The sequence below is a fragment of the uncultured Eubacterium sp. genome (assembly GCF_934525195.1).
GTDB lineage: Bacteria > Bacillota > Clostridia > Oscillospirales > Acutalibacteraceae > Eubacterium_R.
The window spans coordinates 283,936-297,735 of the sequence record NZ_CAKSZA010000003.1 but is presented as its reverse complement, the minus strand read 5'-3'; the positions used below and the strand labels follow the sequence as shown (position 1 = coordinate 297,735).

Here is a 13,800-nt window from a genome sequence, read left to right as displayed (position 1 = left end):
AATGACCAATTTTCGTTTATAGTAATGATATTTCTCAAAATCATTCCTCCGATTTTTTATCTTTAATATTGTACAAGAAGTGCATACTGCATAAGCAAATAAGTGCGCCGATAAGCGGCAATGCACCCGTCATAGTGTAGATTTTTTCAGGTACACCCTCTGCCTGTGAAAGTGCATCGAGTTTTTCGCTGTATCCTGTCAAATCAAGCGAAAGAGCGATGATTGAAGCACCTACGCCCTGCGCAATTTTTCTGAAAAGAGAATAGGTTGCATAAATCGAGCCTTCCTCTCGTCTGCCTGTTTTTTCTTCTTGATAATCGATGCAATCGGCAACAAGCGCCCACATAAGAGTGAGATAGAAGCAAGTGCCGAACATCGAAACACCGATGAATGCAATCCAAACATAAGGATTGTCAAATTTTACAAAAGTTGCAATACCTGCCGCAACGGCTGAAATTGCAAACGGATAAGTGCAAAGCTGTTTTTTCGTGAACTTCTTGAGGAGCGGTTTTGTGATAACGATACCCAAGCCAATCGGAAGTCCTGCGATAATCGTTGCAATCGGAATAATCTTTGTGTTTTTGAAATAGCACATAAACACATACTGCATAGAGTTTGTAACGGTCATCATTAACGCAAGGTAAGCAACCGAAGAAATTGTTACGCCCATCATAGGCTTATTCTTGAAGAATGAAGCAAGAGTTTTAAAATAATTGAACTTCTGCTCGTTGTTAACAGTAGGCTCAACTCTTTCCGTTGTGAGTTTGCGAAGAAGAATGAACGAAACGAAGCCGATAAGTCCCATTACGCCGACAATATAGATGAACACATTACCTCGTGGATTTGATGTGTTTGGATCATAAACAAGTTTCGGGAGCAAAATCATTACAGGGATTTGTGCAAACATTGCGCCGACACTTCGCCAAGTTGAAAGTGAGGAACGCTCATCCGACTGTGTCGTGATTACAGACTGCATTGAACCGTAAGGCACATTTACGCTGGTGTAAGCAACGCTCCACACGCAATACAAACCGAGACACATTGCAATTTTGAGTGCATACGGTGCATTCGGAGCATAGATGAACATCAAAATGCTTGACACAAGCAGCGGCAAACTCGCCCACTTAATCCACGGCTTAAATTTGCCGTCTTTGCCCGGCTTTGAAGCATCACAAATACCGCCGATAATCGGGTCGTTGATTGCATCAAAAATCTTTGCAAGCAAAATAATGACCGCAAAATGCTTTGCCTTAATTCCCATACAGGTGACATAAAACACCATAAGATAGTTGTTGATGAAAGCGAAGCTCATATTACAGCCGAAATCACCAAGACCGTATCCGATTTTGTCACGCATACCAAAAGGTCTAACTTCCTTGTTTTCCATTTTTTCTCCTTTCAAGCTATCAACACATTGACTTTCAGCTTGTTTAATTTTCTACTTTAGTATTACCCTTTGCCGACTTTTCAAACATTTTGTAAAAAAGAAATGTCAGCAAATATCCGAGAAACGCACCGAGGGTGTTAAAAATGACATCGTCCGTTTCGCTGACGCCGAGAGCAAAAACATACTGAACGGTTTCTATCGCAACGCTTAACAAAAACGAAAAGCAAAAGAACATCCACGGCTTGATTTTGATCCGATTGTTGAAGCACGCAAAAGCACAGCCGAGAGGATAAAACATTGCCATATTCATCACAAGAACACGCAGCCATTCCTCATATCCCGTACTGAAATACAGTTTGATTGACCGAAACGGCTCAAGTGCAAGTTCCCGTGTATAACTGTTGCCGAATCTTGTCAAAACAGGCGGACAAAGCGCAACAACAACACAAAGAACAAACGCCGCACCCACAAGTGAATTGTTGAATTTTTTTGACTGAAACAAAAATTTATACACGGCGCAAAGGAGCGACAGCACAATGAGCGACAGCAAAACGACGCCCTTATCCATACAATAGATATTGTGTATTAAATGTCGCATATTACACCTCGAACTCAGAACAATACATTAAGATATTTCAATGTATCGGAAATATTTTTGATACGCTTTGCGTTTTCTTCTTTTCTTACCTTTTCCGTATTTTTAACAACTATTGACGGAGCGGATGAAAAAATCTTCAAAAACTTCTTTTGAGTGTCCTTATCGAGTGAACGCCAAGCTTCAACACCGCCCTTGAGTGACGGAATAATATTGTTTTTGATGTCAAGCAAGCCCTCTTGATTTATGCCCGAAATCATAACATCAAACACCTCATCGAGCGCTTTTTCCTGCTCATCGGTGAGATTTTCAACCAAATCACGCAAAATTCCGTCATTGATTTTACCCGACGGAGTGAGGTCGTCTACCCTCTTTAGTCGTCTGCCCTCAAACTGCCACGAAATCAAATCGTGCTGAAGCGGACCTAAAACTTGGTCGCTCTTAACTACTGTATAGTCATAATCGTGGGCGAGCATCATACCGATAAAAGACGATTGCGGAACAAAATGACGATATTTTGGCAACATTTCTGCATACGCATCACTTTCAAGATAGGAATAATCCCAGAAGCCCGGACCGTCATTGTTATAAACTTTTATAATTCTGTCCCTGATTTCTTTTTTGCAAAACAGGGTTGCATATTGAGCAATGAAGCCACCTTTTGAGTGACCGCAAACAATGATGTTTCCGTTGAATTTGTTTGCCACTTTTTCAAGATATTCTGTTGCAAACATATTTGACGGAATTCCCTTTTTGGTGAGGATGTCTATATCCTCTTTCCAGCCGATAAGGGTGTCATCAGTGCCCTTGAAAAGCACAACAACATTTTCGTCAGGAAGTAGGAATGTTGCCGCCTCAAACTGAACGGCAGGCTCTTTTTCATAAATACGAACGGCAGAAACAACTTTCATCTCGGTAAAACGCTTTTTTTCTGCCATTGCCATCATAACTTCGCTTATGCACTTTTGAAGCACCAAACCGACAGGCTCGTGTTTTCTGCCACGGAGGTCAAAAATCTTGTTTGCAACCTCGGCATAGTTCATAGGCTCGTCATCAAAACTTTCTGTCACAACAAGGTGAAGCGGCATATAGTACATATCGCACAACGCAACATTGTCTGCCTCGCTGAACGGCACAGAGCAAAAAGAAATGTCTCCGTATTTTTCAATATAGTTTATAACATTCGGCATAATAATCACTCCATTTAATGTAAATATATATTGATTATAACAAAAGAATTACACAATTTCAATAAAAAACTATGTAATTTGTACAAACACCGTTCATTAACAATAAAATCCAACAATATGCCGACAAAAACATCCGAAAACGACATATATATAATGTAATATTATTATATATTATATAATTAAAAAAGCGATTCGAAAAATCGAATCGCTTTTAAAATTCCTATTTGATTACTTTAATCTTGGCTTAATTCTGCGCTTTTCTTCCTTGTGCTTCTTATCTGCCTCAAGAGCAGCCTCTGCAAGCTTTGCAGGAGAACCGCAGCACTTCTTATACTTCAAGCCGCTTCCGCATGGGCATGGGTCGTTTGGACCAATCTTCTTGTCCTTACGGATTGTAACAGCCTTTGCGGTTTCAGGATCTTCACCGCCTGAAGTTGTTGAAGTAACCTGAGCAACAGCCTTACGCTGAACGTCTGACTTATGGATAGGCATAAGGGTAAGCATCATCTTTGCTGTATCTTCTCTGATGAGTGATGTCATTTCATCAAACATATCATATGATTCCATACGGAAGATAACAACAGGGTCTTTTTGAGCATATGAACGGAGATGAATACCTTGCTTCAAATCCTCCATAGCGTCAATGTGATCCATCCAATATGTGTCAACATTTCTAAGGATAACCATTCTCTCGAAGTCTTGGAACATATCGTAGCCGAGTACATTTTCCTTTTCTTCAAGAATCTTGTGACCTCTGTCTTGGAGAAGTTCAACTGTGTCTGCGATTGTGAGTGACTCAACATCCTTGAAGTCATCATCGGTTGCAATGTTCCAATCCTTATACTTCTCTCTCAAGCCGTCAACATTCCAATCAGCCTTTGATTCGCCTGTGAAATAGCTTGTAACCGTTTCTTCAATATTTGTATCGAGCATCTTGTTAACAGTTTCTGTAAGGTCAACACCGTCAAGAACCTGATCACGCTGATTGTAGATAAGCTCTCTCTGACGGTTCATAACATCGTCGTATTGGAGAGTATTCTTACGGATAGCGAAGTTCTTGCCCTCAACCTTTTGCTGTGATGACTCGATTGTCTTTGAGATAAGACGAGATTCGATAGGCATATTCTCATCATCTGTGAGCTTGCTCATCATCTTCTGCATTCTGTCGCCACCGAACAAACGCATAAGGTCATCTTCAAGTGAAAGGAAGAACTGGCTTGTACCCGGGTCACCCTGACGACCTGAACGACCACGAAGCTGATTGTCGATACGGCGAGCATCGTGTCTTTCTGTACCGAGAATGAACAAACCGCCTGCTTCTCTTACCTTATCTGCTTCTTCTTTGATTTCTTCCTTGAACTTAGCTTCAAGCTCGATAAATGTCTTACGAGCACGAAGGATATCTTCATCATCAGTGTCGCCGAAGCCTGTTGCTTCTCTGATTTGCTCATTTGTGAATTCCATCTTCTTCATCTGAGCCTTAGCAAGGAATTCTGCGTTACCGCCGAGCATAATATCAGTACCACGACCTGCCATATTTGTTGCGATTGTAACAGCGCCGAACTTACCTGCCTGTGCAACAATCTCTGCTTCCTTTTCGTGGTTCTTAGCGTTGAGCACCTTATGCTCAATGCCTTCCTTCTTCAAAAGCTTTGAAAGTTCTTCTGACTTTTCAATGCTGATTGTACCTACAAGAACAGGCTGTCCCTTTGCGTGGCACTCTTCAATCTGCTTAATTACATTGTAGTACTTACCCTTTTCTGTTTGGAAAATAACATCAGGCTTGTCCACACGGATAACAGGCTTGTTTGTTGGAATTTCAACTACATCAAGCTTATAGATTTCGTCAAATTCGTTTGCTTCTGTTGAAGCTGTACCGGTCATACCCGAAAGTTTCTTGTACAAACGGAAATAGTTTTGGAATGTGATGGTTGCAAGAGTCTTGCTCTCGTGCTCAACCTTTACGCCTTCCTTAGCTTCAAGAGCTTGGTGAAGACCCTCGTTATATCTACGGCCTTCCATAATACGACCTGTAAATTCGTCAACGATTTTAACTTGACCGTCTTTAACTACATAGTCGATATCTCTTGTCATAACACCGTGAGCCTTGATAGCCTGGTCGATGTGGTGACGGAGAGTTGTGTGCTCAATATCCATAAGGTTGTCAACCTTGAAGAATGCTTCAGCCTTTTCAACACCGCTCTTGAGGAGGGTTGCTGTCTTTGCCTTTTCGTCTACTACATAGTCACCCTCATACTGCTCCTCGGTGTCCTGCTTGTCATCAGTCTTTGCAACCTTTGTCATTGTGAGGGTGTTTGCAAAGATATCAGCCTGACGATAAAGGTCTGTTGAAGCGTCGCCCTTACCCGAAATGATAAGAGGAGTACGAGCCTCATCGATAAGGATTGAGTCAACTTCATCGACGATTGCGAATGAATGACCTCTCTGAACCTTACGCTCTTTGTAAGGAACCATATTGTCACGAAGATAGTCAAAGCCCATCTCGTTATTTGTTCCGTAAGTAATGTCGGCATTGTAAGCTTCTTGACGCTCGGCATCGCTCTTTTCGTGAACGATAAGTCCAACGCTCAAGCCAAGGAAACGATAAATCTTGCCCATCCACTCGGAGTCACGCTTTGCAAGGTAGTCGTTAACGGTAACGATATGTACGCCCTCGCCTGAAAGTGCGTTAAGATAAGCCGGAAGTGTAGCAACAAGGGTCTTACCTTCACCGGTCTTCATTTCGGCAATTCTGCCCTGATGAAGAACGATACCGCCGATAAGCTGAACATCAAAATGACGCATACCGAGAACACGTGAGCTTGCCTCACGGCAAACCGCAAACGCATCAGGAAGAATATCATCAAGAGTTTCTCCGTTAGCAAGTCTTTCTTTAAGAACAGGAGTTTGTGCTGCAAGCTCCTTATCATCCATGCTCTTATACTTTTCTTCAAGAGCATTGATTTTGTCAACTGTTTTGCGGAGTTTCTTTACCTCATGCTTTGAGTAATCTCCGAAAATAGCTGTTACAAATTTGTTAGCCATTTATTTCACCTCAAAATAGGAATTAAAATTTTGCATTTGCATACTTCGATATGATACCATATTGGCGGCAAAATGTCAATTATTATTTTATCTTAATCTCAAGTATATATTAATTATATATACTCTTTATTGCGGTCAGAGCTCCGCCCGAAACCGCATCTTCCGATTCTTCATCAAACGTCAATTCAAGATTTCTGTCGCCCTGCTTCACATTGAGAGTTACAGTTGCCTCAACCTCATCGCTGACCGCATCCATCGATTCAACAAGTTGGTTAAGATAAAAATCAAGAAAATCTTCATCATTAAGTTTATTGTACAGTTGGAACAACGTGTAATGGGAACTCAAATTCTGAGCAAAATCGTATGCAACCGAGCTTAAATCCTTATTTTTCACCGTAACCGTAACTGTTTTGTTTTCCATGTCAACATCGTCAACAGTTATGCTCAACCCGCTGAAAATCGCCTTGCCGAGTGCCTTAAATTGCTTGTGTTTATCGGCATAGCTCATAATCTGGCTGAGCGTTGTTGAGTTGACATATTTTTTTAGTTTTTTGCTGTCAAATTTTTTCAACGCGTCCTCAACAACCGCAACGGTTTCAATCACGTTTTCCTCCGTAAGTTCAACCTTTTTGGCGCAGGAGGTAAAGGAAAAGACCAAAGCCGCAACCAAAACCAAACTCAAAATAATTTTAGGAATATTTTTCATATCAACACCTCACCATAAATATATGTGATAATATTTGCTATTTTACCACAATAAGCCGTATTTGTATATATTTTATGTTAAATTTTAATATTTTTTTTGCAAATAATTAATGTTGCTTTTTTTATTTAATTATGCTATAATCATTTAGTCTATAAACTATATATTGGGGTTTTGCGCCCTGCACGGCACATTTTATTGTGACCAAACACAATTATTGATGAAATTTAAGGAAGAATAAATGAAACAGTTTTTGCATAAATACTTCGGAGCTACAAAGTGGAAACGCTTGTTTGACATTGTAGTTTCGTTTTTCAGCTTGATTATATTATCACCATTGTTTTTGTTCATTATGGCGGTTAACTATTTTACGCCGAACTGCAAAGTGTTCTTCAGCCATGAACGCAGAGGCAGAAGCGGAAAACCGTTTAAAATTTATAAATTTCAAACTATGAAAAACAACACGCCGAACTGTGCCACGGGCGAGCTTGAAAACCCTGAGCAATACATCACAAAATTCGGTGCGTTTCTCCGCAAAACAAGTATGGACGAACTTCCGCAATTGTGGAATATTCTCAAAGGAGATATGAGTTTTGTAGGTCCTCGACCGCTCATTTCAAGCGAAATCAGAGCACACAGACTTCGACTTGAATACGGCGTTTACCGTTTCAGACCGGGACTTACCGGCTGGGCACAAATCAACGGCCGTGACGATATTTCTCTTATGAAAAAGATGAAACTTGACAAAGAATACTGCGACAATTGGAGTTTGAAACTCGACTTGACTATTCTGCTCCGTTCAATCGGTGTTGTTGTCAAGAGAGAGGGATACCAAGAGGGCGCTGTCCACAGAAGATAACAAGCAAACTTTACTCGAATATATAACACACCCGAGGGGGAAGATATATGGAAAGAAACTTTATTGACGGATATACCGAATGGCAGAGCAATCCTGAAATTGTGGGAGTAAACAGACTTCCGCAACATTCAACTCTTATGCCATACGAAAATATTGAAGAAGCAAAAAAGGCGGACAGATACGCTTCTTCAAGATGCAAACTTTTAAACGGCAAATGGAAGTTTAAACTATACAAAAACTATGCCTACAAACCGTCTGACTTTGCAGACCCAAACTACGATTCGCACAATTGGGATTCTGTGATTGTGCCGTGCTCGTGGCAAATGCAAGGCTACGACCAACCGCAATACTGCAATGTTCGTTACCCGTGGGAGGGCAGCGAGGACATTTGCCCGCCTAATGCACCTGTTAAGCACAACCCTGTCGGCTGTTATCTCAAAAGATTTCACATCAATCAAGCGGTACTCAGCAGACGAGTTGTACTCTGCTTTGAAGGTGTCGAATCGGCATTCTATCTCTATGTAAACGGCGAGAGAGTCGGATACAGCGAGTCAACTTTCAATAGAGCCGAATTTGACATCACCCGTCATCTTGTTGAGGGTTCAAATGTCATCGGCGTTGAAGTTTACCGTTGGTGCACGGGAAGTTGGCTTGAATGTCAGGATATGTGGCGTTTGGGAGGTATCTTCCGTGATGTCTACATCTACACTACCGAAAGAGAATACATCCGTGATTTTGAAATCCACGCTGAGCCTGATTCACAGCTTCACGACGGATATTTGACTGTTCAAGTCAAAACAAACGGTGCATACGAGGGATTAAGCCTTGATATGACGGTGTTTGACGATGACGGCACAATGGTTGCGCTCGACAGTCAATATGCAAGCGAGGATCACGTCACCGACCTCAAGGCGATTGTGACAAACATTAAGCCTTGGAGCAGCGAGTCCCCTCACCTTTACACCGTTGTTCTCACGCTCAAAAACAACGGCACGCCGATTGAATACATATCTCACAAAATCGGTTTCAGAACCGTTGAAATCAAAGACGGAATTATCCGAATCAACGGCAGACGAATTGTATTTAAAGGCACAAACAGACACGAGTTTGATTGTCGCAAAGGCAGATACATCACAGAAGATGTTATGCGCCAAGACATCGAACTTATGAAGAAAAACAACATCAATGCGGTTCGTACTTCGCACTATCCGAACACACCGAGATGGTATGAACTCTGTGATGAATACGGACTGTATGTAATTGACGAAAACAATATGGAAACCCACGGTACGGGCTGGTCAACCATTATCGGCTGTCCGCAACTCCCTGCGTCCCGTCCCGAATGGGAAAAGGCGTGTATGGAGCGAATCAAGGCTTTGTATCAGCGTGACAAGAACTATTCCTGCGTTGTTTGCTGGAGTCTTGGCAACGAATCACTCGGCGGTGAAACACCAAAGAAGATGTACAAGTGGCTCAAAGACACCGACAAATCAAGATTTGTTCACTTTGAATGTGACAGAGCACCGGACGAGAAAGAACTTTCGGATGTTCAAAGCAAGATGTATGCAAAACCTTGGGAGTGTGAAGAATATGCACTCACAGGCAGAGACGGCAGACCGTATATCCTCTGCGAATACACACACGCAATGGGCAATTCCTGCGGTTCAACAGACGAGTACACCGCACTTTGGGACAAATATCCTTGCTTGCAAGGCGGATTTGTTTGGGATTGGGTTGACCAAAGCATAATGACAACCGACGAAAACGGCAAGGAATATCTTGCATACGGCGGTGATTTCGGCGAAAATCCACACGACGGACACTTCTGCGGAAACGGTCTTTTGTTTGGTGACAGAGCCGTTACTCCGAAGCTTGCGGAAATCAAAAAGCTATATCAAAATGTTGATTTCAAGCCTATTGACGCAGAGCGTGGAATAATTGAAATCAAAAACAAAAATATATTCACAAACCTTAACGAATACGAATTGCACTGGAGCCAATGCAGCGACAAGGGCATATTCAGCGAGGGCACAATCACGGTTGACCTTGAGCCGTTCGACAAAAAGACAATCAATCTTGAACTTGCAAAGGCGTCATCAACCGAATATTATCTCAACCTTGAGCTTCGCACAAAAGAGGACACCTCTTGGTGCAAGGCGGGTCACATTGTTGCAGAGGAGCAATTTGTTATAAATGAATTCGTCAACACATACGATGAATTGGAGGAGGATCTTCCTCTCCTTGTTGACGACACCTACGGTTCGCTCCGCATAATCAGCGACGACATCAACATTCGCTTTGAAAGACGAGAGCGTAATCAGCTTTACTCAATCAAAGTCAACGGCGAAGAAATGCTCCAAGCACCTATGCGACTCAATTTCTGGAGAGCACTCACCGACAACGACAGAGGTTCAAGAGCCGGAAGCAGACTCGGTTGCTGGAGAGATGCGGGCGACACACCGGGCATTTTCAACAACACAAAGTGGAGAATCGAGAATTATCAAATCCTCGACAACGGCAAAAAAGTTATTGTTGTGGGCGGAGCTGAAGTTTGCACCCAGCCTGTTTCAAGAGCCGTTGTGGTTTACACAATCACATCGAAGGGTATGGAAATCAGCCTTGAATTCAAGCCAAACGAAACATTGCCTGAAATTCCGGAAGTCAGCCTTTTGTTTGAACTTCCAAAGGATTTTGAAAGCATCACATATCTTGGCGCAGGTCCTGACGAAAACTACATTGACAGATGTGCGTCTGCAAAAATCGGCTTGTACACCACGACAGTAAGCGATATGTGGGTGAATTATCTCAAACCGCAGGAATGCGGAAACAGAACAGGTGTGAGATACGCAACCCTCATCGGCGACAAAAAGTCATTCGGCATTGTTGCAGAGCCTGTTTGCGAATTGAACGCCTGCCACTATCTGCCAAAGGAAATTGAAAACACCTGGCACGAAAAAGATTTGCCGGAATACGACAAAACCGTTGTGAGAGTTATCGCAAGACAGCAGGGTGTCGGCGGATACGACAGCTGGGGCGCACATTGCAACGACAAATACAAAAACAAGACAGATAAAACATATCGTCTAAAATTTCAGCTTAGGTTTTAGAAATGTTACTAAAATGTAATTTATACAAATCTATCTTGACAAACAGTTTTATAAGTAATATTATAATTAGCAATTAAAGGTTTAATTGAATTTATCAGATGAAAGAGGGGCTGTGCCCCGTAAGAGAGGTAAAACCATGTCACTTAAAGAGCAGGTAGTTGATTTTGCTATCAGAAATGCTATCAAGTATGCGAGAAAAGATTTTGACAGAAACGCACCGAAAATTTTGAATTTAATTGAAAAAGCAGATGTAAAGCGTGTTAATCGTTCAACATATGCAGGTCTCCACAAGGTTATGGACGACCCAAACAACAACTGGATGAAGTTTGTTAAGGACATCATTTGCAACACAGACGAGCATGTTCTCGAAAAGCTTGTTCCGCCGCTTATGAATGTTGCCGTAAACAGCTACACAAAGCGTATGGCGGCTATCGAAAAGTACGGATGCAATGTGCCTTGGGCAATCCTTATGGACCCAACCGCAGCATGCAACCTCAAGTGCACAGGCTGTTGGGCTGCCGAATACGGCCATACAAGCAGTCTTTCATATGACGACCTTGCAAGAATCATCAGACAGGGTAAGGAACTCGGCACATATATGTATCTCTACACAGGCGGTGAGCCTACAATGAGAAGAGCAGATTTGATGCGTCTTTGCCGTGAAAATCCCGATTGTGCATTCCTCAGCTTTACAAACGGCACATTGATTGACGATAGCTTTGCTGACGAAATCAAAGAGGTCGGTAACTTCTACCCTGCATTCTCTATTGAGGGATACGAGGAAGAAAACGACTTCCGCCGTGGCAACGGCACATTCAAAAAGTGCACAGCCGCTATGAAGCGTCTTAAAGACAGAGGCGTACCATTTGGTGCTTCTCTTTGCTACACAAGCAAGAATACTGATGTTTTGGCATCGGACGAATATATGGATTGGCTCATCGAGCAGGGCGTAAAGTTTGCTTGGTTCTTTACATATATGCCAACAGGCAACGGCGCTGTTACCGATCTTATGGTATCGCCTGAACAGCGTGCTCTTATGTACAAAAAGATGCACGAATGGCGCAAGACAAAGTCTATCTTTGCTCTTGATTTTTGGAACGACGGCGAGTATGTTCAGGGCTGTATCGCAGGCGGCAGACACTATTTCCACATCAATTCAAACGGCGACTGCGAGCCATGTGCATTTGTTCACTATTCAAATGTAAACATCAAGGAATGCAGCGTATTGGACGCACTTCAAAGTCCACTCTTTATGGCTTACAAGAAGAATCAGCCGTTCTCAAACAATATGCTTCGTCCATGTCCTGTACTTGACAACCCGGGTGCTATCAGCAAGATGGTTGCCGAAACAGGTGCATATTCAACAGAAATGCAACACCCTGAAAGTGCAAACGAATTGTTTGACAAGACAATCGAAGCTGCAAAGGCTTGGAAAGTTAAGGCAGAAGAATTGTTTGACAGAGATGAGTACATTGCAAAGCATGTTAAAGATGAAAATATGTACAACTACGAAAAAGATGATTCTGAAAGAGAATTTAACGAATTTGAAAAAACTGAATAATAACAGGTTTTTCGTATAAACAAAATAAGGGCATATCACACAGATATGCCCTTTAAAGCAATTTTAAACAAAGGAGCAGAAATGAACACATCCTTATTAATCGTAATGATTGTATTAGTAATGTTTTCGGCATTCTTTTCGTCAGCCGAAACGGCTTTTTCTTCACTCAACAAGGTGAAGCTGAAAGCTATGGAACAAGGCGAAAAAAACAAAAAAATCGAGCGAACATTGAAGTTGGCAGACGATTTTGACATTGTTCTTTCAACAATTTTGATTGGCAACAACATCGTAAACATTGCTTCAACCTCTATTGCAACTCTGTTTTTCACGGGACTTTTGGGTGACAACAGCGACCTCGGTGCAACCGTGAGCACGGTTGTTATGACCATCGTTGTCTTGATTTTCGGCGAAATCACACCAAAAACCATTGCAAAAGAAAAGGCAGAAACCTTTGCCGTTGCAGTTGCTCCGGCTGTCAAGTTTTTTGTGTTTCTGTTCTACCCTCTCAATATGCTGTTCAGAGGTTGGAAGCTTCTGCTCAACAAAATGTTCCACCTTGAAAAAAACAGTTCCGTAACAGAAGAAGAACTGAAAACTTATGTTGACGAAGCTCAAACGGGCGGTGAAATCAGCGAAAACGAAAGCGAACTCATCCGCTCATCAATTGAATTTGACGACCTTTACGCAAGCGACATTCTTACTCCGAGAATTGATGTTGAAGCGGTTGACAAATATGCAAAATTATCCGACATTGAAAAGATATTCAAATCAAGCGGATACAGCCGTTTGCCTGTTTATATCGGCGACATCGACAACATCGTGGGCATCATTCACCACCGTGATTTTGAGGACATCAGAAGCCGTGGATTGAAGTCGTTGCGCACAATCATCAAGACTGTTCCGACCGTCAGTCCCGACACGAAAATAAGCAAACTTTTGAAGATTTTTCAAAAGAACAAAACTCATCTTGCCGTTGTTATTGACGAATTCGGCGGCACAGAGGGCATTGTCACCCTTGAGGACATCATTGAAGAACTTGTCGGCGAAATTTGGGACGAGCACGACGAGGTTGAAGTTGACATTGAAAAAATTAACGACACAACCTGCATTGTTGACGGTATGGCAAACCTTGACGATGTGTTTGAATACTTTGAAATCAACGACAAAAACACCAATGTTACCACGCTCAACGGCTGGGTTATGGAAAACACAGACAAAATACCCGAAATCGGCGACTGCTTTGACTACGGCGACCTGCATTTTGAGGTTGTGGAAACCGACGGACGCAGAGCCGAAAAGGTCAAAGTCACAAAAAACATCACAGAAAACGAAGAACAAAACGAGGAATAACAA

9 protein-coding genes are annotated in these 13,800 nt (G+C 42.2%); 4 read left to right on the top strand and 5 right to left on the bottom strand.

The annotated features are described in order from the left end of the window. Positions 1-40: 40 nt before the first annotated feature. The 5 genes from Q0E03_RS04895 to Q0E03_RS04875 form a co-directional block, all read right to left on the bottom strand. Complete coding sequence (locus Q0E03_RS04895) at positions 41-1,387, bottom strand: MFS transporter (protein WP_297129933.1); 1,347 nt, start codon at positions 1,385-1,387, stop codon at positions 41-43. 43 nt (positions 1,388-1,430) lie between these two features. Further along, on the bottom strand, positions 1,431-1,955 hold the full coding sequence (locus tag Q0E03_RS04890; RefSeq protein ID WP_297129931.1) for a VanZ family protein: 525 nt from the start codon (positions 1,953-1,955) through the stop codon (positions 1,431-1,433). A gap of 44 nt (positions 1,956-1,999) precedes the next feature. Further along, on the bottom strand, positions 2,000-3,172 hold the full coding sequence (locus tag Q0E03_RS04885; RefSeq protein WP_297129930.1) for an Mbeg1-like protein: 1,173 nt from the start codon (positions 3,170-3,172) through the stop codon (positions 2,000-2,002). A 228-nt stretch (positions 3,173-3,400) separates the two neighbouring features. Next, a complete protein-coding gene (gene secA / locus Q0E03_RS04880; protein ID WP_297129929.1) occupies positions 3,401-6,217 on the bottom strand; it encodes a preprotein translocase subunit SecA in 2,817 nt (938 codons plus the stop codon). Between the two features lie 109 nt (positions 6,218-6,326). Continuing rightward, positions 6,327-6,923, bottom strand: coding sequence for a hypothetical protein (locus Q0E03_RS04875; RefSeq protein WP_297129927.1), 597 nt, complete (start codon positions 6,921-6,923; stop codon positions 6,327-6,329). Between the two features lie 238 nt (positions 6,924-7,161). On the opposite strand from Q0E03_RS04875, the gene Q0E03_RS04870 reads away from it, so the two are divergent. The 4 genes from Q0E03_RS04870 to Q0E03_RS04855 all read left to right on the top strand — a co-directional run bounded on the left by Q0E03_RS04870 (position 7,162) and on the right by Q0E03_RS04855 (position 13,797). Beyond that, entirely contained in the window at positions 7,162-7,779 is a 618-nt protein-coding gene (locus Q0E03_RS04870; protein ID WP_297129924.1) for a sugar transferase, read from the top strand. Positions 7,780-7,826: 47 nt separating this feature from the next. Further along, complete coding sequence (locus Q0E03_RS04865; RefSeq protein ID WP_297129922.1) at positions 7,827-10,886, top strand: glycoside hydrolase family 2 TIM barrel-domain containing protein; 3,060 nt, start codon at positions 7,827-7,829, stop codon at positions 10,884-10,886. A 112-nt stretch (positions 10,887-10,998) separates the two neighbouring features. Beyond that, positions 10,999-12,447, top strand: a complete 1,449-nt coding sequence (locus Q0E03_RS04860; RefSeq protein WP_297129920.1) for a radical SAM protein — start codon at positions 10,999-11,001, stop codon at positions 12,445-12,447. A 105-nt stretch (positions 12,448-12,552) separates the two neighbouring features. After that, entirely contained in the window at positions 12,553-13,797 is a 1,245-nt protein-coding gene (locus tag Q0E03_RS04855) for a hemolysin family protein (protein WP_297129918.1), read from the top strand. Positions 13,798-13,800: the final 3 nt, after the last annotated feature.